General features: G+C 71.4%; 26 protein-coding genes. 18 read left to right on the top strand and 8 right to left on the bottom strand.

The window, feature by feature from the left end:
- Positions 1–544 precede the first annotated feature (544 nt).
- Together KWI83_RS20015 and KWI83_RS20010 are read left to right on the top strand one after the other, a co-directional pair.
- Positions 545–1,021 (top strand): copper chaperone PCu(A)C, encoded by a 477-nt coding sequence (locus tag KWI83_RS20015; RefSeq protein ID WP_308122118.1) that lies wholly within the window; start codon positions 545–547, stop codon positions 1,019–1,021.
- Between the two features lie 118 nt (positions 1,022–1,139).
- Positions 1,140–2,507, top strand: coding sequence for an SGNH/GDSL hydrolase family protein (locus tag KWI83_RS20010; RefSeq protein ID WP_256362543.1), 1,368 nt, complete (start codon positions 1,140–1,142; stop codon positions 2,505–2,507).
- A 58-nt stretch (positions 2,508–2,565) separates the two neighbouring features.
- Here KWI83_RS20010 and KWI83_RS20005 read toward each other — a convergent pair whose 3' ends face one another.
- Positions 2,566–3,090: a PepSY domain-containing protein gene (locus KWI83_RS20005; RefSeq protein ID WP_218515735.1), complete on the bottom strand. Its 525-nt coding sequence runs from the start codon at positions 3,088–3,090 to the stop codon at positions 2,566–2,568.
- A gap of 242 nt (positions 3,091–3,332) precedes the next feature.
- Between KWI83_RS20005 and KWI83_RS20000 the strand changes: the two genes are divergently transcribed.
- The 4 genes from KWI83_RS20000 (at position 3,333) to KWI83_RS19985 (ending at position 8,371) form a co-directional block, all read left to right on the top strand.
- Positions 3,333–4,685, top strand: a complete 1,353-nt coding sequence (locus KWI83_RS20000) for a DUF2254 domain-containing protein (protein WP_218515734.1) — start codon at positions 3,333–3,335, stop codon at positions 4,683–4,685.
- Positions 4,686–5,901: 1,216 nt separating this feature from the next.
- Positions 5,902–6,480: a cytochrome P450 gene (locus KWI83_RS40025; RefSeq protein ID WP_308122117.1), complete on the top strand. Its 579-nt coding sequence runs from the start codon at positions 5,902–5,904 to the stop codon at positions 6,478–6,480.
- Positions 6,481–6,538: 58 nt separating this feature from the next.
- Entirely contained in the window at positions 6,539–6,949 is a 411-nt protein-coding gene (locus KWI83_RS19990; protein WP_218515835.1) for an SPW repeat protein, read from the top strand.
- A gap of 783 nt (positions 6,950–7,732) precedes the next feature.
- Complete coding sequence (locus tag KWI83_RS19985; RefSeq protein WP_218515733.1) at positions 7,733–8,371, top strand: DUF4232 domain-containing protein; 639 nt, start codon at positions 7,733–7,735, stop codon at positions 8,369–8,371.
- A gap of 296 nt (positions 8,372–8,667) precedes the next feature.
- Here the strand turns inward: KWI83_RS19985 and KWI83_RS19980 are convergent, their stop codons facing one another.
- Genes KWI83_RS19980 through KWI83_RS19970 form a run of 3 tightly spaced genes read right to left on the bottom strand, consistent with a single transcriptional unit; the run spans position 8,668 to position 11,362 of the window.
- Complete coding sequence (locus tag KWI83_RS19980) at positions 8,668–9,699, bottom strand: NAD(P)/FAD-dependent oxidoreductase (protein WP_218515732.1); 1,032 nt, start codon at positions 9,697–9,699, stop codon at positions 8,668–8,670.
- On the bottom strand, positions 9,696–10,211 hold the full coding sequence (locus KWI83_RS19975) for an isoprenylcysteine carboxyl methyltransferase family protein (RefSeq protein ID WP_218515834.1): 516 nt from the start codon (positions 10,209–10,211) through the stop codon (positions 9,696–9,698). The genes KWI83_RS19980 and KWI83_RS19975 overlap by 4 nt, the downstream gene beginning before the upstream one ends.
- An 8-nt stretch (positions 10,212–10,219) precedes the next feature.
- Positions 10,220–11,362: a type III polyketide synthase gene (locus KWI83_RS19970; RefSeq protein WP_218515731.1), complete on the bottom strand. Its 1,143-nt coding sequence runs from the start codon at positions 11,360–11,362 to the stop codon at positions 10,220–10,222.
- A gap of 7 nt (positions 11,363–11,369) precedes the next feature.
- Here KWI83_RS19970 and KWI83_RS19965 point away from each other — a divergent pair, with 7 nt between their 5' ends.
- Positions 11,370–12,269: a UbiA family prenyltransferase gene (locus KWI83_RS19965; protein ID WP_218515833.1), complete on the top strand. Its 900-nt coding sequence runs from the start codon at positions 11,370–11,372 to the stop codon at positions 12,267–12,269.
- A 116-nt stretch (positions 12,270–12,385) separates the two neighbouring features.
- Here KWI83_RS19965 and KWI83_RS19960 read toward each other — a convergent pair whose 3' ends face one another.
- Together KWI83_RS19960 and KWI83_RS19955 are read right to left on the bottom strand one after the other, a co-directional pair.
- Positions 12,386–12,697 (bottom strand): hypothetical protein, encoded by a 312-nt coding sequence (locus KWI83_RS19960; RefSeq protein WP_218515730.1) that lies wholly within the window; start codon positions 12,695–12,697, stop codon positions 12,386–12,388.
- Between the two features lie 100 nt (positions 12,698–12,797).
- On the bottom strand, positions 12,798–13,289 hold the full coding sequence (locus KWI83_RS19955; RefSeq protein ID WP_218515729.1) for a DUF1440 domain-containing protein: 492 nt from the start codon (positions 13,287–13,289) through the stop codon (positions 12,798–12,800).
- Positions 13,290–13,626: 337 nt separating this feature from the next.
- Here KWI83_RS19955 and KWI83_RS19950 point away from each other — a divergent pair, with 337 nt between their 5' ends.
- The 11 genes from KWI83_RS19950 to hypA all read left to right on the top strand — a co-directional run bounded on the left by KWI83_RS19950 (position 13,627) and on the right by hypA (position 21,943).
- A complete protein-coding gene (locus KWI83_RS19950) occupies positions 13,627–14,079 on the top strand; it encodes a hypothetical protein (RefSeq protein WP_218515728.1) in 453 nt (150 codons plus the stop codon).
- 53 nt (positions 14,080–14,132) lie between these two features.
- The gene (locus KWI83_RS19945) at positions 14,133–14,522 is read left to right on the top strand and encodes a hypothetical protein (protein WP_218515727.1); all 390 of its coding nucleotides are present in this window, start codon (positions 14,133–14,135) and stop codon (positions 14,520–14,522) included.
- Positions 14,523–14,699: 177 nt separating this feature from the next.
- A complete protein-coding gene (locus KWI83_RS19940) occupies positions 14,700–16,472 on the top strand; it encodes a hypothetical protein (RefSeq protein WP_256362542.1) in 1,773 nt (590 codons plus the stop codon).
- Complete coding sequence (locus KWI83_RS19935) at positions 16,459–17,004, top strand: hemerythrin domain-containing protein (RefSeq protein ID WP_218515726.1); 546 nt, start codon at positions 16,459–16,461, stop codon at positions 17,002–17,004. Before KWI83_RS19940 ends, KWI83_RS19935 begins: the two co-directional genes overlap by 14 nt.
- Positions 17,001–18,089, top strand: coding sequence for a hydrogenase expression protein HypE (locus KWI83_RS19930; RefSeq protein WP_218515725.1), 1,089 nt, complete (start codon positions 17,001–17,003; stop codon positions 18,087–18,089). Before KWI83_RS19935 ends, KWI83_RS19930 begins: the two co-directional genes overlap by 4 nt.
- 73 nt (positions 18,090–18,162) lie before the next feature.
- Positions 18,163–19,962: a nickel-dependent hydrogenase large subunit gene (locus KWI83_RS19925; protein ID WP_218515724.1), complete on the top strand. Its 1,800-nt coding sequence runs from the start codon at positions 18,163–18,165 to the stop codon at positions 19,960–19,962.
- Positions 19,955–20,563 (top strand): NifU family protein, encoded by a 609-nt coding sequence (locus tag KWI83_RS19920; protein WP_218515723.1) that lies wholly within the window; start codon positions 19,955–19,957, stop codon positions 20,561–20,563. The genes KWI83_RS19925 and KWI83_RS19920 overlap by 8 nt, the downstream gene beginning before the upstream one ends.
- Positions 20,560–21,156 carry a DUF5947 family protein gene (locus KWI83_RS19915; RefSeq protein ID WP_218515722.1) on the top strand — a complete coding sequence of 199 codons (597 nt, stop codon included), beginning with the start codon at positions 20,560–20,562 and terminating at the stop codon, positions 21,154–21,156. Before KWI83_RS19920 ends, KWI83_RS19915 begins: the two co-directional genes overlap by 4 nt.
- A gap of 22 nt (positions 21,157–21,178) precedes the next feature.
- Positions 21,179–21,385: a hypothetical protein gene (locus tag KWI83_RS19910; protein ID WP_218515721.1), complete on the top strand. Its 207-nt coding sequence runs from the start codon at positions 21,179–21,181 to the stop codon at positions 21,383–21,385.
- Between the two features lie 56 nt (positions 21,386–21,441).
- A complete protein-coding gene (locus KWI83_RS19905) occupies positions 21,442–21,591 on the top strand; it encodes a hypothetical protein (RefSeq protein ID WP_218515720.1) in 150 nt (49 codons plus the stop codon).
- A 7-nt stretch (positions 21,592–21,598) separates the two neighbouring features.
- Entirely contained in the window at positions 21,599–21,943 is a 345-nt protein-coding gene (gene hypA / locus KWI83_RS19900; RefSeq protein ID WP_218515719.1) for a hydrogenase maturation nickel metallochaperone HypA, read from the top strand.
- Positions 21,944–22,027: 84 nt separating this feature from the next.
- Here the strand turns inward: hypA and KWI83_RS19895 are convergent, their stop codons facing one another.
- Together KWI83_RS19895 and KWI83_RS19890 are read right to left on the bottom strand one after the other, a co-directional pair.
- A complete protein-coding gene (locus KWI83_RS19895) occupies positions 22,028–22,474 on the bottom strand; it encodes a phage holin family protein (protein WP_218515718.1) in 447 nt (148 codons plus the stop codon).
- A 135-nt stretch (positions 22,475–22,609) separates the two neighbouring features.
- Positions 22,610–24,376, bottom strand: coding sequence for a thiamine pyrophosphate-binding protein (locus KWI83_RS19890; protein ID WP_218515717.1), 1,767 nt, complete (start codon positions 24,374–24,376; stop codon positions 22,610–22,612).
- Between the last annotated feature and the right edge of the window lie 17 nt (positions 24,377–24,393).

Raw genomic sequence — 24,393 nt, 5'->3', positions numbered from 1 at the left:
GAGCGGTCATGCATGGTTTCGCCTCCTGTCATCAGGTGCTGGGCGAGACTGCTGAGAGGAATTGGTTTCGCGCAATTGGCCTTGAGGAATTCACCGCCCGCGGACCACCTGACGCCCACGACGGGCGTGACCGCCACGGCAGCGGATCATCCCCGCCCTCCGACACAGCGCAGCTCTTGGCCACGCCACTGCTTCAGCCGCTTGATGTATCACTCAACCGCGTTGCGCTGCTTGTAGGTTCTGTCGTCGACCCACCGGACGATCACGCGTTCGGACGATTCGACGCCCCTCTTCCTGGCTCCGGTTTTCCCGTGCTGCCGAGCGCTTGCCGCACCCCCTTCCGCGCAAAGCGCGCGCTCGCCCGACGAGTCCGCCGTCTGGCCGAAAGGGTGACGCCAGGCCGCGGTGGTCGTGGCATACCTGTCAGCGGTGGCCCCTGTGCCGCCGGAAACTCCGGGCGAGAGGTGGTACAGAGATGAACGCGAGGATGACGGGGACGTGGCGAAGGGCAGTCGCCTTCCTCGCAGTGGGCTGTCTTGCCGTCGTGGGGACCGGATGCGGCGGCGGGGACATCACGCACAACCCGCCGGGCGCCAACGCCCGTATCGGGCCGGTCCTGATCCGCTACGCGCACATCGCCGAACCCCCCGACGGGCCATGGGAGCCAGGGGACGACGCCCCCTTCTATCTCTGGCTGTTCAACCAGGGACAACGCGCCGACAGGCTGATCGGCGCCGAGACGACCGTCGCGCGGTCCGTGGACATCGTGAGCGCAAACGGCACGGTGCGAGGCCCGGTCGAAGTGCCCACCGGCACACTCGTCGAACTGGAGAAGGGACGCACCCACCTGCTGCTCCGGAACCTGCGCCAGCAGATCCGCGGCGGGGACTACGTGTGGATCACCCTGCGCTTCGAACGAGCCGGTGAGATCGCACTGCAGGTCCACTCCCAGGTCCCCACCTACGTCGACGACGAAGCCACCGACGAACCGGGGCTCACCTCACCGTCACCGGATGCATGACGCCAACAGGGCAGGGGCCGCAGGCAATGAGCGGTCACAGAAGGCAAGGAGGGCAGTGGCGCGCACCGCCCGCCTGAGGTTGAGGCGGAAACAACCGACACCACGGAAGGATCGCGGGATGCGACGCCGGGTCGCGGTCGCCGCCTTGTACGTTCTCGGGCTCGCGGCTCTTGCGCTGGGAGCGGTGTGGCTGGCGGTGCGGATCACTCCGCTGCAACCGGTGTCGGCGGCCGGCCAGACGGTGCGGGTGGGCGCCGCGCCGCTGGAGTGGAGTCTGTCCGGTCCCGGGCAGCTCGACCTGTTCGGCCAGAGCATCCCCACCCGGCCCCACTTCGACGGGCCGATCAGGCCTCGGCTCGAACTGACGCACATCGAACAGGACGCCGAGGTGGCCCGGCTGCTGCGGTCCGGCGACCATGACCGGCTCACCCTGGAGGTGGGCCGGAAACTCGCGGCGGGCTGGGTCCGATACGGAGCGTGGGAGACCGCGGTGGCCGCCGGGCTGGTGCTGCTCCCCCTGGCCACCTGGACGGGACTGCGCCGCATGCCACCAGGTCGCACCATCCTCGTACTGGCCGGCGGCGTCGCCCTGGTGGCCGCGGTCAACGCCGTCGGCTTCTATCTGCTGGCCTCGGAAACCCCGCAGGCGCTGCGCGAGGTACGGTCGCTGCAGGACCTGGTGGGCGACAGCCCCCTGGCCCCGGTGCCCAGGGCCGAAGGTCCGCCACTGGGCGACGTGCGGGCGGTGGCCCTCGGCGACTCGACCGCGGCAGGCACCGGCAACGGCCCGCTCCCCGACCCCGGCGAGCTGGACACGGCATGTCAGCGCAGTGCGGACTCCTACCCACGGGCGCTGGCCCGAGCCAACGACTGGCGCGTGCTCAACCTGGCCTGCTCAGGGGCCACGATCCGGGACGGCATCCTCGGCGTGCAGATCCTCGGCGACAAGGTGGCCCCGCCGCAGCTGGCCCAGGCGCGGCGGGCCACGGAAGCGTCCGTCGTCCTGGTGAGCGTCGGGGCCAACGACGTGCGTTGGGCAGACCTGGTCAAGCTGTGCGCGGCCTCACCGACCTGCGACGACCGCGCATCCACCGCCTTCTTCCAAAACCGCCTCGCCCGGTTCGCCCTCGACTACCGAACGCTGCTGCGCCAGCTGGCCGCGCTCCCCCAGGACCCCGCTGTACTGGTGAACGAGTACTACGACCCCTTCGGCCCCGACGTCGACTGCCTCCGCGAGGAAGGTCTCACCCGGCAGAAGGTGCACGTCCTGCGCTCCCGGCTGGCCGCGCTCAACGCCGTCCTGCGGCAGGGAGCGGAGACCGCCGGCTTCACCCCGGTGCGGCCGGACTTCACCGGGCACGGGCTGTGCAGCGCACAACCGTACGTCCAGGGGGCGACCGACCGCGCTCCCCTGCACCCCACGGCCGCCGGAGCACTGGCCATCGCGCTCGCCGACCAGCAGGCTCTCCCCCGTGATGCACAGTGACCGGCCGCCACATCCCATCCCCCTGACGTCCCCGACGGCGGGAGCGCCCCGCGTCCCGTCAGGCCGGGCGGCGTTCCAGGACCTCGCCCGTCCTCGCGTCCACCACATGGACCGTCGCCGACTCGTCGCCCACGCCGAGGACACTGACCTTCCAGACCGGTTCGCCGTCACGCCCCTCCAGTTCGATGGCGGGGACGACCGCGCCGTTCGTCGTATCGGCCACCTCGCGTGCCGCCTGGCCCGGCAGCAGCCGCGCCTCCTCCAGGAGCCGCGTCAGTTCCTGCCGCTCGGAGTCCGTCCGGTCGGGGCCCGGACTCGTCCCCAGCACCTCGCCCCGGGTCGCCTCGATCCGCACCGTCGTGAGCCGTCCCTCCTGGTCCGCGATCCGGCTCTCCCAGACGGGCGACACGGACTCGGGATCCTTCAGCTCCAAAGCAACCAGCTCTCCTCCGGTCACCTCGGCCACCGACAGGCGGATGGCACGCTCAAAATCGACCTCGACCATCTCGAACCGCTCTGAGGGTTCGTTCAGCGGATTCTCCCGGCCGCAGCCCACCAGCAGCGACAACGCGACAACCGGCACACACAGCACCCCGGCGAGCCGCCTCCACACACGCCCGCCCCCGTGCCGACAGATGACTCCCATTGCTTCCATGCGGGCCGACTATCCATCCCAAATGAAGCGAACCACACATGTCCGGGAAATCCACTGTGGTGCATCTGTGCGACCTCTGCCTACCACACCCCAGCGCCACCCAAGTTGTCTCATTCGCCGTGCTCGGTAGCCTGAGGTTGTGCTGATGCCGAAGCCCTCCCCCGGCGCCGATGCGTGACACGCTCCGGGTCCAGCTCTGGCCGCTGCCGACGCTGGGTGTCCTGCTCGCCGTCGTCGCGGGTGTGGGCCTGCCCCGGCTGGATGAGCGGATCGGGCGCAACATGCCGTCCTGGCTGCAGGACTACCTGTTCGGCGGCAGCGCCGATGCCGCCCGCTCGGTGCTGACGGCGATCGCCGGCTCACTGGTCACGGTCACGGCACTGACCTTCTCGCTCACCGTGCTGACGCTGCAACTGGCAAGCAGCCAGTTCTCCCCACGTCTGTTGCGCACCTTCACCGCGGACCGGTACGTCCAGACGACCCTGGCGCTGTTCCTCACGACGTTCACCTACGCCCTCACCGTGCTGCGCACCGTGCGCACCGACGAGGACCGGCAGACGGAGTTCGTCCCCCATGTGTCGGTCACCGTGGCCTTCGTGCTCACCCTGGCCAGCGTGCTCGGCCTGGTGCTGTTCCTGTCGCACCTGGCACGCGAGATCCGGATCGAGACGATGATGAACAGCGTCCACTCCGCCGCCGACCGCACCCTTCACCGGATCCTTGCGGAGAAGCAGGACAGGGCCGACGGGGATCCCGCCGCCGGGAGCCCTCCTGCCGCACCACCGGAACCGCCCGCGAACGCGCTGACCCTGACCGTCGGCAGCTCCGGCTTCCTCACCTTCGTGGACGAGGAGGCCCTCCTGAAGGCAGCCGTCGAAGCCGATGCCCTGGTGCTCATCGACCGCTGCCCCGGAAGCTCGCTGATCGCCGGCACGCCCATGGGAGCCGTCTGGCCGCGCACCGGAGAGCCGTTCTCCCCCGGCACACCGACACGCCTGGCCGAAGGAGTCCGCGACGCGGTGCGCACCGGTGGCGAACGCACCGACCTCCAGGACATCGCCTTCGGACTCCGGCAGCTCACCGACATCGCCGCCAAAGCGCTCTCCCCGGGGATCAACGACCCGACCACCGCCATCCACGCCCTGTCCCACTCCTCCGCCCTGCTGTGCGAGCTGGCGCACCGTGACCTCGGACCCCGGCTGCTACGCGACGATCACCAGCAGGTCAGAGTCGTGCTGCGACGCCCGGACCTGCAGGATCTGCTGGATCTGGCGGTGGAGCAGCCCCTGCGCTACGGCGCCGCCGAGCCCGCCGTCCTGACCCGCATCACGATGCTGCTGCGCGAACTCGCCTGGTCCAGCACACCCGACCAGCACCCGCCCATCACCGCCGCACTCACCCGGCTGCGCTCCACCATCGACGCCCAGGACCTCCACGCCACCGAGCACTTCCGGCTCACCAAGCTGACCGAACGCGTCGACGAGGCCCTGGCCGGCCGATGGCCACACGGCCGCAGGCACTGACCACGGCCGCCCGGCGCCAACCCCGCGGTCCCTCCTCGGTTCTCTTGGGGCCGTGCGCCGCTGACGGGCGACGACGGATGAGGTCCTGGCTGCAGGGAACGCGTGTCCTCGGTGGCCGCGCCGGGCTGGACCGGCCGTGGGCGGCATGACCGGTGACCAGGAAGCTGCCCAGCAGAATCGGCACGGCTCCAGCGCGAGGAGGCAAGCAGGCCCCTGTGGCGAAGACCGCCAGAAACCCGGAGCCGTGCGCGACGGTCGTCACGCCGTAGATCACAAGGGCGCCCGCCGGCACGGCGAGCGAGTACAAGCCGCCCTCGGGAAGGCGTACCCGGCGCAGCAGCCACCGCAGGCCGAGGCCGCCCGCGATCCCGATGGCGGTTCCGACGGCGAGGTGCACGGCGAAGACCAGGGCGACGTACCCGACCGCTTCAAGCGGTATGTCCGCTCAGTTCCAGCACCCGGGCCAGCAGGGCGGACGCCCGCCGGATCGTTCAGTCCCGCCTCCCCGTTCAGCAGGGTGCCGCTACGCCCTTTGACCGCCTTACGGCCAAGGGCGGAGAACACCGCCGCCGGGTCGGTCGGAGCCAGGGCACGGACGCAGGGGCGGCAGTGGGCGCACTGCGAACTGTGTGAGGGAAGCTCTGCCCGGGGACGGGCGCTCCGTCTGCACGGACGCATTTCGCCGACCGCTGACCGGCCGTACTCCGGCACTGCTCGCGCAGGGCTACGCCTGGCTACCGAACCGTATGCGAGAGAGCCCGGACCAGGTGCTGCGCACTCGGCTCATGGGGCGCCCCGCGCTGGTCGTGCGGGGACGAGACGCCGTGCGGTTCTTCCACGACGAGCGGAACGTGCGGCGTCACGGTGTCGTTCCCGAACCCGTCCTCAGCACGCTGTTCGGGCACGGCGGCGTACAGACCTTCGACGGCGTACCTCATCGGGTCCGCAGAGGGCTGTTCCTGCCGCTGATGGACGGAGGTCATCGACGGCCTGGCCGGGCAGGTGGTCGAGGCGTGGGACGAGTTGGTGCCGTCCTGGGACGATCGTGACCGCGTCGTGCTCCTCGACGAGACGGGTGTCATCGTCACTCGCGCGGTGTGCCGGTGGACCGGGACTCCCCTGGCCGACAGGGATGCCCGGCCGATGTCCCGTGCTCTGCTCGCCCTGGTCGACGGCTTCGCCACACTGGGGCCGCGTCACCGCACCCGCGGACTCGATGCTCGAACGGATCTGCGACCACCGGGATACGGACGGGCTGCTGGATCCGAGGCCCGCTGCGGTGGAACTGCTGAACGTCCTGCGGCCGACGGTCGCCGTCGGCTGGTACCTGGCCTTCGCCGGCCATGCCCTGCACCGGTGGCCCCAGCACCGCGAACCGCTGCGGGAAGGTGACGACGCCTACGCGACGGCGTTCGCCCAGGAGGTCCGCCGCTTCTATCCGTTCACTCCCTTCCTCGCCGGTTACGCGGCCGGGCACCTGTCCTGGCGCGGCGAAGACCTCCCGGCCGGGAGACTGCTGGTCCTGGACGTCTACGGGCAGGACCACGACCAGGAGCTGTGGGGCGATCCGTACACGTTCAGGCCGCAGCGATTCCTCGAACACGAGCCCGATCGCGACGAGTTCATCCCCCAGGGTGGGGGCGATCCACGGACCACCCACCGCTGCCCGGGCGAAGGCGTCACCGTGGCGCAGCGGCTTCGTCATCGCCGACGTGCGCGTACCGGGTCGAGGCGAATGGTAGGAGTCAGAGATCAAAAATATTGGCACCATCTCATGATTGCGCCGCGGGCATAACGGATACGCAGGACAAAACAGACTTAAGAGAGAGAGAAGGGAGATGGCCGACGTGGCCATGCACTCGCGTATCGAGGAGCACCCTGACATCCAGGCCATGCGGGCACGAGCAGCCGCGAAATCGGCGAAGCCGTCCGCGCAGGCCACGGAGGGGCTGACCCTGCTGGCCGGCCTGTACCTGGCGATCTCCCCCTGGGTGGTCGGGTTCAACGGCAACCCGCTGGCCGTGAGCAACCTCGTCACCGGTATCGCCCTGGCAGTCCTGGCCCTCGGCTTCGGCTCGGCCTTCGAGCGAACCTTCGGCATGGGCTGGGCGGCAGCCGCCATCGGAGCCTGGGCGATCATCGCCCCCTGGGTGATCCAGAACGCTTCAACGACCACGGGCACCATCGCCAGCAACACCGCCACCGGGGCCCTCGCCGTGGTCCTCGGGCTCATGACGACGGCGATGGCACGCGGACGCGCCTGAGCCTGCACCCCGAGGCCTGGCCCACCGCTCCCCCGCGGCGGGCCAGCGGCCCCAGTTGTGACCCCGGAGCGTGCGGGACGGGCGGGTGCCGGCGACAGAGCGGCGCCGTCTACGCGCTGGAGGAGATACGTCGATGGGCCCCAGCACCCTCCACCCTGGCGGCCGCCCGCCGCCCACGCCCTGCCCAGCGCGCCCGGACGGGTGAACGTCACCGTGGCGTTCCTGCTCTTCTGCACCGGTCTTCCGCTCAGTCTGATCGCCGTGGGACGACGACTCCTGAGCCCGCTGTGCGAAGTGGGTGATGGCCCAGGCCAGCAGTACCGATGTCCCTTACGGAAACCACACTGATGAAGTGTGCCACTCCGGACATCTCGGCTTCGGCGTTCAGCAAGGCCATGGCGACAGTGATCGAACCCGAGAATCCGCAGGCCTGCCCGTTGTTGCGCAGTGAGGCACGAAGCCCATGTGCCAGGTATCTGAGATGCACCCAGCCTGGTCCTATCGTGGGGCTTAACTCTGTCTGTGCCGATATGTCCGCCCATTCCGCACGCGAGGGCGATGCCTGGGACAACCGTGCACCGCCGCCCCGGCGCAGACCACCTTTGTGGAGCAGTGCCTGCCCGTCGTCCTGTGCACCGTCGGCCAAGCGGACCTGTCGCGCTTCGGTGCCCGGCACGCCGAGAATCCGGGCGGGTCCGTGTGGCGGCGCCCAGCCCGGGCACGCAGTGCCCATACACCCGGCCGCCCACCGTGGCGGACGGCCTTCTTCCGCCAGGAGGTCCCATGCACCGTCCCGTCGCCGGCCGACACCCCCGCGGTCCACGCCCGGGGCCGCTCGGTGTCGCCGCGTTGTCCGGCTTGGCTCTGATCACCGCCTGCGGCAACGACTCCGCCGCGCCACCGGCGTCCGCGACCACGCCGAACACGGTGACCACAACGCCGTCGGCCCGGGCGAACGGCTCACCGTCCACGCCCGGTGCCGCCCCCGCTCCGGCCGCGTCCCCGGAGGCGGTACCTCGCTGCACCACCGATCACCTGGGCCTCTCCCTGGGCCGCCTCTCCCCCGGCGCGGGCAACGTGTACGCGCCACTGGTGTTCACCAACACCGGGCCGGAGAAGTGCCGACTGCGTGGCTTTCCCGGCGTGACCCTCCTCGACGGCTCCGGGAAGCGCATCGGCGAGCCCGCCGAGCGCGCGGGCGACGTGCGCCCGGCGGTCGAACTGGAACCGGGCGCCAGCGCCTACGCGGCCCTGCGCACCGTCAACGAGGGCGTGTCGGACAAGCCCTGTTGGCAGCCCGCCGACCAGGTGCAGGCCTACCCGCCGGGTTCCACTTGGGCGCTGCGCACCGATGGTCGATCGTTCCGGGTCTGCGGAGACGTGTTCGAAGTGTCCGCGGTGCGCCCGGGGCGCCATCCTTGATCCGTGGCCGTCGGGCAGGTGACCGGGTCCGCTCCGATGCCGTCACGGACACGTACTTCTCGCCGCCGAGGCCGAGAGCTGCCTGCTGGACCGCTCGCACTGCGACGCCGCCTGGGGTGAAGTCGCGGCCTCTGCGACCAGGGCACAGCCGCGTACGCCTGGACAGGCCACTCGGCCGGTTCACCGCCTGATCGGCGCCCCTCCTCCGGCACCCGCGTCCACGAGGGTGCCGGGGTTCAGCGCGGTACGCCGTCCTCACCGGCGCCGACCACGGACTGTCTGGCACGGTCGAAGTCTCACGCCAGTGCGTTCACCGCTGCCGAGAACAGGCGGGGCAGGCGTGCGGCCGTGGGCATGATGTGCGGGGCGAGCGCGGGCTGCTGTCGGACCGTCAGCAGAAGTTCCGTCAGGAGCCGGTGGCGGCGTGTCGCTCGGCTCCAGTCGGTCTCGTAGCGGTTCGGTGTGCCGCGGCGCACGTTGGCGACCAGGGTCTCGGCGCCGGTGAGAGCGAGGGAGATGCCCTCACCGGTCAGCGCGTCGATGTACCCGGCGGCGTCGCCCACGAGCAGGACCCGCCCATGGACGCGGGTACGGGCTCTCTGACGCAGTGGTCCCGCGCCTCGCACCGCGGTGACGGCCGCTTCCGGGGGCAGGCGGGCCGCCAGTTCGGGGAAGCACTCCAGTTGGGTGGTGTAGGGGGCGCGCCGGGTCGTCAGCAGGGCGACGCCGACGAGCGCGGGGCCGAGCGGGGTGACGTACGCCTCCGCGTGCGCGCCCCAGTGCACCTCGACGTAGGGCGACCAGGGCGGCACGGCATAGTGCCGACGCAGCCCGTATCGGGGTGCCCCTCGGGTCCTCACCTCCAGGCCGAGGGAGCGGCGCACGGCTGAGTGCAGGCCGTCCGCAGCGACCAGCCAGCGGGCACGCAGCCCCGTGCCGGGGACGGTCACGCCCGTGGTGTCCTGCCGTACTTCCGCCACCCTCAGCGGCAGGACCGGCACCCCCGCGTCCAGGACGGCCCGATGCAGGGCGCTGTGCAGGTCGGTGCGGCGCACACCGAGGCCGGGGCCGTGCCGGAACGCGGCCTGGACCCGGCGGGGTCCCTGGACGTAGCCGATGCCGGTGAGGAGGTGGCCCGGGACCCGCAGGCCGAGAGCGGTGAGGGCGCGGACGGCGCCGGGCATCAGGCCCTCCCCGCACGCCTTGTCGACCGGCGCCCGGCGTGGCTCGGCGATGACGGGGTCGAGCCCGGCGCGGGCGGCGTGCAGGGCGGTGGCGAGGCCCGCGGGTCCCCCTCCGACGATCAGCAGGTCGTGGCAGCCGCTCACGCGGACGCCGCTTGCGTGAGGGCCGCGTTCTCGCAGCGGACACGGACCGTGAGCAGCGCCGCGTTGGCGACGGTGAACACCGCCGCGGTCAGCCATGCGGAGTGCACGAGGGGCAGGGCGGCGATTTCCACGACGACCGCCACGTAGTTGGGGTGGCGCAGGAAACGGTAGGGGCCCGCGCCGACCAGGCGCGCTCCGGGAACGACGATGACCCGGGTGTTCCAGTACGGCCCGAGTGTGGTGATGCACCACCAGCGCAGGGCCTGGGCAAGTACGGCGAGCGCCAGCATGGGCCACCCCAGAGCGGGCAGGAACGGCCGGTCGGCGAGCACGGGTTCGAGCAGACAGCACGCGAGCAGGCCGGTGTGCAGGACGACCATGACCGGGTAGTGGCCACGGCCGTGCTCCACCCCGGCGCGGGCGAGGGTCCAGGCGGCGTTGCGCCGGGCTACGAGCAGTTCGGCGACGCGTTCGGCCGCGACGGCGAGGACGAGAAGCGTGTACCAGGGCACGAGGACACTCACCAGCGCAGCAGGACGAGTTCGGAACAGAATCCCGGGCCCATCGCCAGGAGCAGTCCCCATGTACCGGGCTCGGGCGGAGCGCAGTCCCCCACGCACTGCAGGATGTGCAGGACGGAGGCGGAGGACATGTTCCCCACCGCCGCGAGTGAGCGCCACGCGGAGTCCAGGGCGTCGCCGGGCAGGCCGAGGGTGTCGGTCACGGCGGCAAGCACCCTGGGGCCTCCCGGATGACACACCCAGGTTCCGATGTCGTCGGCGGTCAGGCCGTGTTCGGTCAGGAAGGCGCCCACGTGCCGGCCGAAGTGGTCCCGCACCAGGCCGGGGACACCGGCGTCGATGACGACACGGAACCCGTCGGCGCCGATGTCCCACCCCAGCAGTCGTTCGGTGTCCGGATACAGGTGACTTCGCGTGGCGACCACCGAAGGCCCGGCCCTGCCGCTGTTCCTGCCACCACCACCGCCACCCCGTGCGACGAGCGCCGCCGCACCGTCACCGAACAGGGCGCCGGCGACGAGGTTGGCGCGTGAGTCGTCGCGCTGCTGGAGCGTCAGCGAGCACAGTTCCACAGTGAGCAGCACCGCGGTGTCGTCGGGGTGGCCGCGCAGGTAGTCGTGCACCCGGGCGAGTCCCGCGGCGCCCGCCACGCAGCCCAGGCCGAACACCGGGAGTCTCTTGGCGTCGGGCCGCAGCCCCACGCGCGCGGCCAGCCGGGCGTCCAGCGACGGGGCGGCGACGCCGGTGATGGACACGCACACCAGCAGGTCGACATCGGCCGGTTGGAGCCCCGCCTCCTTCAGTGCCCCGAGGAGGGCTTCCTCGCCCAGTTCGAGGCCCGCCGTCAGCCACGCGTCGTTCCTCTGCCCGAAGTCGCCGAGACCGGCGTACCGCTCGATCGGCAGGGCGAGATGCCGTGTGCACACCCCGGCGGACGCGTGCATTCGGCGCAGTACGCTGCGATCCGCTCCCGGGGGCAGGCACAGGTCACCGATCGCCTCGGTGAGCTCTTCCTGGGCATAACGGTGCGGCGGCAGCGCGGTGCGGACGGCGGCGATCGTGGTGCCCGGGGCGGGCACGGTCGTCGGACGCGGCGCGGCGGGCGGAGCGGGAGCACGGTCGACGATCACAGAGACACGCATGTCGCTTATGCCTTCCTCGCCCTGGACTCCGGATTACCTTGCGTACGTGTCTCTCCACCCGTCTGGGGTTCTCTCAGCCGCATCTCACCGTTTCCCGGCGTTGCTGCGCTCCTGCCACCTGGAGCCGGCGCTCGCCGTGACGATGTTCATGACCGCCCTGGCCGTGGCGGCGGGCCGCGGGATGGTGGGGTCGGCGGCGGTGGCCGCGGCCGTGCTGGCCGGCCAGCTCTCGATCGGCTGGTGCAACGACGCGGCCGACGCGCAGCGCGACACGGCCTGCGGGCGCCGCGACAAGCCCGTCGCCACCGGTGAACTCCCGCCCCGGACGGTGGCTGTCGCGGCCGGGACGGCACTGGGACTGTGCGTGCCGCTGTCCCTGCTGAGCGGCATCGCCGCAGGAGCGGCCCACCTGGGAGGCATGGTGGCCGCGGGCTGGGCCTACAACCTGCGGCTGAAGCACACGGTGCTCTCACCGCTGCCCTATGCGGCGGCCTTCGGGTCCCTGCCGGCGTTCGTCACCCTCGGTCTTCCGTCGCCGTCCTGGCCCGCCTGGTGGGCGGTGACAGCGGGGGCGCTGCTGGGCGTGGGCGCGCACCTGGTGAACGTCCTTCCGGACATCGAGAACGATCTTGCTACCGGCGTGCACGGGCTGCCACAGCGCCTGGGCCGGCCGGCCTGCCGGTGGTTGGCCCCGTTCGTGATGCTGGCAGCCGTGGGGGTGGTCGTCGTAGGGCCGCCCGGGGCGGTGACGGTCTCGGACTGGGTACTGGCGGCCGCGGCCGGGATCGTGGCGGTCACGGGCACGGCACTGCCCTCCCGGGCCAGCCGGTGGCCGTTCCGGGCGGCGATCGTGGTGGCCGGCATGGCTGTGGCACAGCTCCTGCTCCGGGGCTCGGACATGGCCTGACCCCGGACGGCCCGGGCCGACCAAACGGCCTTGCCTGCACCACCCCATCCATCGTCGAGCAGCGATCAGAGCGTTCGGCCGCCGCGACCCCGTTCCGTATGCGCCCTGGCGCCCCCCTACACCACTTCCAGAGAGAAGGCGGAACTCGCCCCGTCGGCGATGACCTTGATCTGCACGGCGCCGGGAGCATCACCCGCGATGAGCGGCACGTCCGTGGTTCCCGTGCCGTCCGAGGCCGTGGTGACCCGGACGGGCGAGCCACCTCGGAAGTCGGTGCCGGTGCCCTCGGGATCGTCGACGAAGAAGCTCACCATGCGGCCGCCGACGGGCTCGCCGTCGGCGGCCGCCAGGACGACGAGGGGTGCGAAGTCCTTCCTCTGCTCGACGCGTTGGCCGTCCCCCGCGATCAGCGTCAGTGCATCCAGCAACCTTGGTCCCTCCCATCGGAAACCGCCTCGACACAGTCCGGTCGGTGCGGAGTTTCTCAGGCGACCCGCCCGGGGAGCGCATGGTCGCCGCCATCCCGCGTCAGTCGTCGCCCCTGTCTTCGGCCCGGCCGGTGTCGATCGCCTGCTCGGGGGCCAGACGGCCGGCCACCACCACGCCGTACAACACGTGGTCGAGCGCAATGACCACGAGCCACAGCGCCTTCCGGTGCCTCCCCCGCTCGATGCCGAGCAGGGGAGCGATCCCGGCCTCGAAGGCCAGCCAGAATGTCAGACCGTAGGCCACGCCGGTCCCGGGGAATCGACGGATCCGTGCCGGCAGCAGCCCGAAAGCCATACCACCGCCTGCGCCGTACGCCCAGTGGAGCAGTTCGGTGACGGCCTCACGCTGGTACCGGCCCATGCGCGAGAAGAGGACGGGCGCCTCCTTCTCCACGATTGCCTGTGGCGGCGTCCGCTCCCCCGGAGCGATACCTGCCGCCACTGTGCGGCTACCTGTCATCGCCATGGCGGCGACAAGCCCCCGTGCGCCGGCGCGGCTGACCGACGACCACGTACTTTTCGGTCCGGTCACGGCTGTCCCCTTCTCCTGATTGTCTCCTGATTGCGCCCCTGAACGGGTGGGCTCGGCACGCCGCGGCGCCCGCGCCCGGACGCAGGCGTTCCACCGGGCAAACCGCGCGCTGCCGTGGCCGACAACCGGTGCGCGATGGATTCTGAGCGATGCTGCGAGTACCCCGCCCGAAGAAGCCCAACCTGTCACTGACGAGGCGATGCGCCGGGTTCATCAGCCGGCGATCTGCTCTGCCGGAGCGCGCCGAACCGGCCTCCCGGCCCTGTTTGCCGACCGCTGCCGGGGAACTCGGGCGGTCTGACCTCAGAACGGTTCACACGCCAAGGGAGTAGCTCCCATGCAGCCAGTCACCAAGGGCCTGCTGGCAGGCGCGGTCGGCACCATCGCACTCAACCTCGCGACCTACGGCGACATGCTGCTGCGCGGCCGACCCTCCAGTGAAGTTCCGACCCAGGTCGCAGGTCGTCTCGCCGACCGCGCGGGCGTCCACTTGGGTGACGGGGAAGCCAAGGCCAACCGCGAACAGGCTGTCGGCACGCTCCTCGGCTACGTCACCGGACTCGGGGTCGGCGCGGTGTACGGCCTGCTGCGGCGCGGCAACGGAACACTGCCCGCCTGGGCGGTCGGCCCGCTGCTCGGCGCGGCCGCCATGGCGGGCAGCGACGTCCCGGCCACCGCGCTCAAAGTGACCGATCCCACCTCGTGGGACCTGGCCTCGTGGTCGTCCGACCTGATCCCCCATCTCGTGTACGGACTCACCACCGCCTCGGTGTACCAGGTCATGCGCTGATCGGGTTCGGGGCGGGCAATCACCCCGACCGACGCATCGAGCGAGGAGACTCCATGTGGAAGCGCAGGAAGGCCGCTCGGTCCCCACGAGAAGACCGCGTGGAACTGTGCGACGTGTGCGCGGCCGTTTTCCCGGCGAGTGAGGCGGTGAGCGGGTACGTCCCGGACTCTTCCTCCACGCACGAAACCAACGACTGGTTTGACGGCCTTCGTCGGGTGACGGCCTGCTGCGACGCGCACTTCTGCGCCATCAAGGAGAAGTACCGACGTCGGCCCTTCATCGAAGAGGAACTCTGGGCGGCGAAGATCACCCGAGTCCTGACGTCCGGCCCCCCGGTCCGCACCGTGGAGCAGTTGGCCTGCCGGACCGGCCTGGGCGAGCCGGAGATCCGGCGCGCCGTCGCCTGGCACAACGAGCGGCGGAGGCGGCTGTCGGAGTCGTGACCGGCCGGGCCCGCTGCGCGTGTGTCCGTCTGAGCGTGCCGGCCGCGGCACTCGGCCCGCCGCGTCGCCCGCCGTCCCCCGGACGGCTCAACGAGCGTGGGCCAGGGGAGCGCTGGAGGGTGTCAGGCGTCACGGTGGTGGAAGGGATGGCGCGCGGTACGAATCCCAGGAGTCGGGATGACAGAGGCTCTGGCGGGCAGTGGCACGGCGTGCACTGCCGTGGACGGCACCAGGTTGCCGTCGGGCGAGTGCGGCTGTGCCCTGGACCGGCTCGGCGCCGTCGCCGACGCCGTCCTGTACGAGGGCTATCTGCTCTACCCGTATCGCCGGTCTTCCCCCAAGAACCGCGTTCGGTGGCAGTTCGGCGTTCTGTTCCCACGCGACTGGGTGGAGCAGGAGGGCCCCGTCGTGCCCGGCATCTCGGGTTCCGCCGACTCCTGGTACCAGCGGACCGAGTGCCTGCTGGACGGTGGGCGTCCCGACATGCTCGTGCGGGTGAGGGTGCGGTACCTGCAGTGGCAGCACAAGCAGGTGGAGCAGGCCGATCGGCAGGGACGGTACCGGCCCGTCGAGTCGCTGCGCACGGACGACGGAACGGTCCACCTGACCTTCGCCGAGGCGGTGCCGCAGGAACGGGATGTCGTCGTACCGCTGGGCGACCTGATGCGGCGGGAGCACACCTTCCCCGTGGGCGCGCCGGACGGGGAGGAGATCGACCCCCTTCCCGGCGGCGCCGGTCGGGTGGTGCGGCGACGGGCGGCAGTCCGTGCGAGAACCACGCTCTTGGCCGAGCGCGTCGAGAAGGACGTCTGCCGACTGCGGGTCCGCACCCAGAACACGGAGTCCGCACCGGATCCGCGCGCCGCTCGCGACGAGGCGCTGCGCCATGCGCTGATCGCGACGCACACGCTCGTCGGTGGGGACGGCGTGGAGTTCGTCTCGCTGATCGATCCGCCGTCGGACCTGCAGCGGTACGCGCGTGACTGCCGCAACGAGTTCACTTTCCCCGTCATCGGGGGCCGGTCACCCGCAGCCGCGGTCGGCACCCGCAGCGGCGAGGGCGTGCCGGACACGTACGGAGGAGCCGACCACACCGGACCCGCCCTGCTCTCCGCGCCGATCATCCTCCCCGACCACCCGCAGGTGGCACCGGAGAGCCCGGGCGATCTCCACGACGCCGCGGAGATCGACGAGATCCTGACGCTGCGCACCCTGCTCCTCACCGACGAGGAGAAGCGCGAGGCACGCGCCACCGACCGGCGTGCCGCCGAGATCCTCGACCGGGTCGAGAACATGCCTCCAGAGGTCCTCGCCCGGCTGCACGGCACCATCCGATCACTGGTGCCCGCCCCGCCCGTGCCCCTCGCCGCGGCCACGCACCCGGACACCCCCGCGCTTCCCGGCGAGGTCCTGCCGAGCCCCGTCGACGCCACGGCTCCCCCCGCCCCACCGGCACGCCCGGGCGCAGCCCCGCTCGCCGCCCACGCTGCGGGGTCGTCCGGGCGGAGAGACCCCGCCGACCACGCCCCGGCCGACCGGTCGGCGTGGTGGCAGGAAGGTGCCGACGACGGTCTGTCCCCGGTGACCGACACGGTGCTGATCGCCGGTGTGCCCGTGGGGAGCGGCCACCGGGTGCGCCTCCACCCACGGGTCCGCGGGGCCGACGCCCAGGACATGTTCCTGGCCGGACGGACCGCCCGGGTCGCCGCCGTCTTCCACGACGTGGACGGCAGCGTCCACGTCGCCGTCACGGTCGACGACGACCCCGCGGCGGAGCTGCACGGCTGGTACGGCCGTTTCCACTACTTCCGGCCCGACGAAATCGAGCCGCTCGATCCCCCGGACACCGCAGCTCCGGCCGCGCTGCCCAAGACTCCCCTGCCGCCACACGAGCGGCACCGAGACCTGGCCGACCGGCCGGAGAAGGGACGGTCCGATGGACGGTCTTGAGGTGCTGGTGCACGACCACCGCATGGTCGAGCAGCTCTTCCGCGACTACCACTCGGCCGCCTCCCCCGCGCAGCGACGCGCGGTGGTGGAGCTGCTGATCCGCGAGCTGTCCAAGCACGCGGCGCTGGAGGAGCTCATGGTCTACCCCCTCGCCAGGAAGTCCCTGCCGGACGGCGAGCAACTGGTCGACGACCATCTCGGCGAGCACATGGCCGTCAAGGAGACCCTCGCGGAACTGGACCGGCTCGGCGAGGACGACGAGCGCACCGACGAGCTGATCGCGCGGCTGCGGCGGGACGTCGAGGCACATGTGCGCGAGGAGGAGGGCGAGTTCATGCCCAAGCTGCGCGAGGCCGTCGAGCAGCGGCGGCTCGACGAGCTGGGGCGGATGCTCGTGAAGGCCAAGCAGGCGGCGCCGACCCGCCCGCACCCGCACGCACCGGACCGGCCGCCCATGCTCGCTTTCGCCGGGCCGGTGGCCGCGGCGTACGACCGATTCAGGGACCGACTGCAGCGGAGGCCCAGGACATGACGACCGCAAGCGGCACCCACGAGGTCGCCACCGAACCGAGCCGGGCCGAGGCACGCAACGGCTTCGACGAGATCAGCATTCTCTGGATCTCGGAGGGCATGAGCTGCGACGGCGACTCCGTCTCCCTCACCGCGGCCGGCCAGCCGGCGATCGAGGACCTCGTGCAGGGCCTCATCCCCGGGCTGCCGAAGGTGAACCTGCACAACAAGGTGCTCTCGCCCACCCTCGGCGGCGAGGAGTTCCTCGCCCCGTACCGCGCGGCGATCCGCGGCGAGCTCTCGCCGTTCATCCTGGTCATCGAGGGCTCGATCCCCAACCAGAACATCATCGAGGGCGAGGGCTACTGGACGTCGTTCGGCAACGACCCGGACACCGGCGAACCGCTCACCCTCAACTGGTGGATCGACCGGCTGGCCCCGAAGGCGTGGGCGGTGGTCGCCGCCGGCACCTGCGCCACGTACGGCGGCATCCACGCGATGGCGGGCAACCCGACGGGCTCCATGGGCCTGGCCGACTACCTCGGCTGGGACTTCAAGTCGCAGGGCGCCCTGCCCGTCGTCAACGTCCCCGGCTGCCCCATCCAGCCGGAGAACTTCATGGAGACCCTGATCTGGGTGCTCTACCACGCGGCGGGGTCCTCCCCGGCACCGCCGCTCGACCACATGCTGCGCCCGCAGTGGCTGTTCGGGAAGACCGTGCACGAGGGCTGCGACCGCGCGGCCTACTACGAGCAGGCCGACTTCGCCAAGGACTACAACTCCCCCAAGTGCCAGGTGAAGGTGGGCTGCTGGGGTCCCGTGGTGAACTGCAACGTGCCCAAGCGCGGCTGGATGGCGGGCATCGGTGGCTGCCCGAACGTCGGCGGCATCTGCATCGGCTGCACCATGCCCGGCTTCCCCGACGCGTTCATGCCGTTCATGGACGAGCCCGCCGGCGCCAGCCTGTCGTCGATGGCCATCAAGCCCTACGGGGCGGTCATGCGCCGCCTGCGCGGCATCACCAACAGCACGGTCAACCGCGAGCCCAAGTGGCACCACAACAAGCCGGTCCTCACCTCCGGCTACGACCCGCACTGGCGTCCGTGACCGTGACCCCGCGCCCAACGGACTCCGCACCACCGACCGTCGAACACAGCGAGCAGCGAGGGCAGGAACGCACATGACCACAACCGAGGACCGGACCCGGGCGGGCGAGCGGAGACCGCCGCAGATCGTCGACATGTCCTGGGACCCCATCACCCGGATCATCGGGAACCTCGGCATCTACACGAAGATCGACTTCGCCAACCAGGAAGTCGTGGAGTGCCACAGCACCTCGTCCCTGTTCCGTGGCTACTCCGTCTTCATGAAGGGCAAGGACCCGCGCGACGCGGGCTTCATCACCTCACGCATCTGCGGCATCTGCGGCGACAACCACACCACCTGCTCGAACTACGCGCAGCAGATGGCCTACGGCATCAAGCCGCCGCCGCTGGCGGAGCACATCGTCAACCTCGGCGAGGCCGCCGAGTACATGTTCGATCACACGATCTTCCAGGACAACCTGGTGTTCGTGGACTTCTGCGAGGGGATGGTCAAGGCCACCAACCCGAGCGTGCTGGCGCGGGCCGAGCGGACCGAGGCCCCCCGCGGGGACATCCACGGCTACCGGACCATCGCCGACATCATGCGCGCCTTCAACCCCTTCGAGGGCGAGGTGTACAAGGAGGCCCTCAAGGTCAGCCGGATCACCCGCGAGATGTTCTGCCTCATGGAGGGCCGCCACGTCCACCCGTCGACCATGTACCCGGGCGGCGTCGGCACGATGCCGCAGCCGACCACGTTCACCGACTACCTCTCCCGCCTGATGAGGGTCCTCGACTTCATCAAGCAGGCCGTGGCGATGAACGACGACGTGTTCGACTTCTTCTACGAGGCCCTGCCCGGCTACGAGGAGGTCGGCCGGCGCCGGATCATGCTCGGCTGCTGGGGCGCCTGGCAGAACCCGGACGTCGTCGACTACCGCTACGAGACCATGAACGACTGGGGCAAGGCGATGTACGTCACCCCCGGCATCGTCCTCGACGGCGAACTGGTCACCAACAACCTGGTCGACATCAACCTCGGGATGCGCATCCTGCTGGGCAGCTCCTACTACGACGACTGGGTGGGCGAGAAGCCGTTCGTCACCCACGACCCGCTCGGCAACCCGGTGGACATGCGGCACCCGTGGAACCAGACCACGGTGCCGGTGCCGCAGAAGCGCGAGTTCGACGCCAATTACAGCTGGGTGATGAGTCCGCGCTGGTACCACAAGGACAGCGATGAGCACCTCGCCCTGGACACCGGCGGCGGTCCGCTCGCCCGGCTGTGGTCCACGGCGCTCAACGGCCTGGTCGACACCCCGTACATCAAGGCCACCGGGCACAGCGTGCGCATCTCGCTGCCCAAGAGCGAGAAGCTGCCGGAGACGACGCTGGAGTGGCACATCCCCAAGTGGAGCAACACCATCGAGCGGGACCGCGCCCGGCCCTACTTCATCGCCTACTCCGCCGCGATGGCCCTCCAGTTCCTGGAGGAGGCCATGCAGTTGGTGCGCGCGGGGAAGACCAAGGTCTACGAGGACTTCAAGGTACCCGACGAGGCCATCGGCTGCGGCTTCCACGAGGCGGTGCGCGGCGTCCTCTCCCACCACCTGGTGATCAAGGACAAGAAGATCGCCAACTACCACCCGTACCCGCCCACCCCGTGGAACGCCAGCCCCCGCGACAGTTACGGCACCCCCGGCCCGTACGAGGACGCCGTCCAGGGCCAGCCCATCTTCGAGGAGAACGGGCCGGAGGACTTCAAGGGCGTCGACATCATGCGCACGGTCCGCAGCTTCGACCCGTGCCTGCCCTGCGGAGTCCACATGTACCTGGGCAAGGGCAAGACGCTCACCACGCTGCACTCCCCCACCTACGGAGCCTCCCATGGCTGAGCCGGATCATCGGGCCGACGGGGAACCGGCCGACGGGGCCGGTCCCCCCTCGCGGCTGAACGACGCCGAGGTCATGGCGCGTCTCGCCCGCATCGACGAGCTGCTGGAGAAGGTCGAGATCGCGCCCGGCCCCACGGCTCAGGCCGCCCTCGACGCGGTCCGCGCGCTGACCGACGTCTACGGCGAGGCGCTGGCCCGGGTGATGGATCATGCGGACCCCGCGCTGAGCGCGCGCCTGACCGCCGACGAGTTGCTGGATCATCTGCTGGTGCTGCACGACATCCACCCCGAGCCGCCCGAGCGCCGGGCCTCCCGGGCCGTCGAGCGGCTCCGGCCCGCCCTCCAGGAGCGCGGCGGGGATGCGGAGCTGGCCGCAGTGGAGGGTCCGGTCGCCCGGATCCGCCTTCGCACCCCCGGATGCGGATCCGGGTGCGGGTCGGCGTCCGCCGGTGTCGAGGAGGCCGTTCGGGAGGCGGTCCTCGCCGTGGCGCCCGAGCTGACGGCCGTCGAGCCCGTGCCGGAGCCGCAGTCCCCGAAGGCCGCGTTCGTCCCCCTGGACACGGTGCTGCGTCGGCCTGCCCAGCCGCAGGGGGCTCCGTGACCGTCGGCGGCGCCCTGGCCCGGATGATCCGCTCGTCCGCCGACCGGCCGACGGACGACGCCGAGGAACGCTGCGACCTGTGCCGCGCGCCGATCGCCGCCGACCACCGGCATCTGTACGACACCAGTCGTGAGGAGGCGCTGTGCGCCTGCCGTGCGTGCTCGGTGCTCTTCGTGGAGGACGCGGCGGGCGACGGCCACTACCGGCTGGTCCCCGAGCGGCGTGTGAGGCTGCCGGCGGTCGAGACGGGACCGCTCGGTGTCCCCGTCGGTCTGGCGTACTTCGTGCCCCGGACGGACGGGACCGTGTCCGCGCACTATCCGAGCCCGGCGGGTGCCACCCGCTGGGAGGTGGACGCGGGCGCCTGGCGGGAGGCGGTGGCGAAGTGTCCGGAGCTGGCCGGCGTGGAACCCGAGGTGGAAGCGCTGCTGGTGAACACCGCACGAAACCAGCGGCAGCACTGGATCGTGCCGGTCGACGACTGTTTCCGGCTGGTCGCCCTCGTCCGCCGGGAGTGGCGGGGGCTGTCCGGCGGCGACCGGGTATGGCCCGCCGTCGAACAGTTCTTCGCAGAGCTGACCGAGCGCCCGTAGGGCCGCAGGAGAGGAGAACGACATGGGCAGGATCAAGGTCGGCAAGCCACAGGTGAAGCCGGACACGCCCACCCACGTCTACGGCATCCACCAGGGCAACAAGGGCCCGTATCACCACCAGCCCGGACACCACGAGGACGGCACCGCCGATGCGCGCCGGTCCACCGGGATCCACTGGAAGCGGCACAACGCGATCATGAAGATCATGCCGAGCATCTCCCCGGGATGACGCCCCGGTCGAGTGACGGCGCAACGACAGGCGGTACGAGTGAGCAAGGAGCGGCGATGACGGCCAGACGGATCCTGATGGCGGAGGCGGTGCTGCTGGGCGGAGCGTTCCTGGCACTGCTGGTCAAGGAGCTGCCGGGAGCGGTGCGGGAGGTGCGGATCTGGCGGATGTCCGGCTTCCACGCCGGTGCGCGGCACCCGCGCTGAGCCGGGGGTGCACGAGCTGTCGATCGCTACGGCGATCATCGAACGGGCCGGTGAGCTGGCACGGGCCGACGGAACGGACGCCGTCGCGGCGGTGACCGTACGGGTGGGCGAGCTGTCGGGCGTGGTCCCCGAAGCCCTCGACTTCGCCTTCGAGGTGGCCCGCGCGGGCACCGCCCTCGCCGACGCGAAGCTCGTCGTCGAGTCGGTGCCCGCGCACGCCTGGTGCGAGCCGTGTGCCGAGGAGTTCGCGGTGGGCATGCCGCCCTTCTTCTGGTGCCCGGGCTGCGATCGCCCTTCCACGGCGTTGCGCAGCGGACGCGAACTGGAGATCACGGACATCCAGCCGGAGTAGTGCGGCCCTGACGGCGGTTGAAGGAGGCCCGCCGTCAGGGCCGTTGTCCAGCTCGGCTCCTTGGGGTACGTCGTCCTCCTCGCCTCAGGAACCAGTGCCCGCCCCGCCCCGACCGGCGGAGTCACCCCTCATCGGCGCGTGCTCCTGCTCCAGCTGGCCTGCCTCCTTCTCCATGGCCCCGGCGGTGGCCCGTGCCCCGGCACGGATCCGGTTGCGGGCGGCCAGGCCGAGGGCCGCGGCCGCGGAAGCGTAGGCACACGTCAGCACCACCGACGCCTTTCCCCTCGGCAGGGCCGATTCGACAGCCCGCAACAGCGCCTCGTGCGCCGCCCACAGGGAGAGCACGCCGCAGGTGCCCGCCCCCGCCAGCAGGACACCGCCGGTCCCGAACCTCCTGAGCGCGGTCACGGCCTCGTCCTGGATCGCCCTGACCTCCCGCCGGGCCAGTTCCGCGGTGTCCTCCGCCAGCCGGGCCGCGGCATCCCCCATACGGCCCCCGGCCGACGGCGCCTCGTCACCTGGAGTGTGCATCGTCCTCTCCTGCCTGCCGTTTCGAACGAACTCGCCGTCGGCCTCACGGTGGCCGACTCCGGACCAAACGCAGTACCCCGGCGACGGGATCCTTATCACCGCGTTGATCGCTGCGTACCCGGGCGTGAGGTGGAGTCAGGCCGAGCCGAACAGGCCGCCGACCGACGCGGTGATCCTCCGCCGCAGGGACCCTCTGGCACGACCCGTGAGCGACGGGCCCCGGGGGTGCGCCGACCCGCCGAACTCCGCCCAGTCCGGGGGCACGTCCCCGTCCACCATGAACTCCAGCAGCATCGGCCCCTGGGCGGCCAGCGCGGCCTCCCAGACGGCACCCACCCGGCGCGGCCTGTCACAGCGGACACCGGGCAGGCCCAGCAGCCGGGCGTACTGCGTGTACGACACGGCGGGGACCTCTCCGGTCACCGGGATGCGCGGGTCCCCGGCCGCTGTCCGGCGCTCCCAGGTGAGCCGACTGAGATCCTCGTTGTTGAACGCGCAGAAGATCGTCGGCGGCAGCCCGGCGAGCCGTTCCAGGTGCCGCCGCACGGTGATCAACTCGTTCATCCCTCCCGCCTGCAGGGCGCCGTCGCCGACCAGGGCGATCACCGGACGTTCGGGACAGGCCAGTCGGGCGGCGACAGCGTAGGGAACGGCCGCCCCGGGGGTGGCCAGGTGTCGTGACAGCGCCGCGCGCATTCCGTCGCGCAGTTCGAGGTGGCGGGTCCACCAGTCCAGGGAGGAGCCGGAATCGGTGACGACGACGGCGCGCTCCGGCAGGCGCGCGGACAACTCGGCGACCACGGAGCGGGGATTGATCGCCATACCGAAGAACCGGTGGGCCTTCGCGTGCCCTTCCGCACGCCACTCGCGGATCGCGCGCTCCACGTCCGTCCGCCATCCGCGGCCGGACGTGCGGTGCAGCAGGGGGATGAGCAGCTCCAGTGCCGTGGCCACATCGCCCGTCACCCGCGCGGCCGGGGAGGCGTCAGGCCCCACCGGGGAGGCCTCGGCGTCCGAATCCACAGTGACGACCCGGCGCGCACCGGACCGCGGCACCAGGCCGGTGTCGAAGTCCTCCGCCCCGACCAGAAGCAGGGTGTCGCAGTCGCGGAGCAGTGCGGCGGCCACGGCGCTGCCGAAGGGACCGGCCACGCCCGCGACGCAGGGCAGGTCGTCGGGGAGGACGTCCCGGGCCAGGCAGGTCTTGGCGACACCGGCAGCGAGCAGCTCGGCGACGCCCAGGACCTGGCCGGATGCCTCCGCGGCGCCCGGCCCGACGACGATGGCGACCCTGCGGCCTTCGTTCAGGACATCGGCCGCGCGGCGGACATCCCGCTCCTCGGGCGACCACACCGGCGGGCGGGGGCGGGGGACGGCCTCGTCCGCGCGCGGTGCTCGGGGCGCGGGGGCCTGCTGAACCGAGCCGGGAAGGATCAGCGTGGCCACCCCTCGCTCGGACAGCGCGGCTCGAAGGGCACGGTCCAGCGCGTTTCCCACCGTGGTCGGGTCGCAGACCGGCTCGCAGGAGGCGGACACCTCGGCGAAGTGGTGGGCCGTACCGATGGACCGCCGCCGGTCATGGCCTGCGGGCGGTGGTTCCTGGCCGACCACGGCCACCACCGGCTGTCGGTCCAGGGCCGCGTCGTACAGGCCGCTGAGAAGACGCAGCGCGCCGGAGCCGGAGGAAGCGAGGCAGCAGCCGACCCGTCCGGTGAGCTTGGCGTGGGCGCAGGCCATCAGGGCTGCCGACTCCTCGTGCCGTACCTGCACGAACTCCGGCGCCTCCCGTCCCCCGGTCAGCGCGGTGACCAGAGCGTCCACGTCCCGGCCGGGGAAGCCGAACACCCGGTCCACGCCCCAGGCCCGCAGACGTGCCGCAACGAAGTCGGAGACGCTGGCCACGTTGACCTCCCGCACCC

Source organism: Streptomyces sp. TRM70350 (genome assembly GCF_019219825.1).
Taxonomy (GTDB): Bacteria; Actinomycetota; Actinomycetes; order Streptomycetales; family Streptomycetaceae; genus Streptomyces.
Note: the sequence above shows the minus strand (reverse complement) of the source record. Positions and strands in the feature narration are given on the sequence as shown.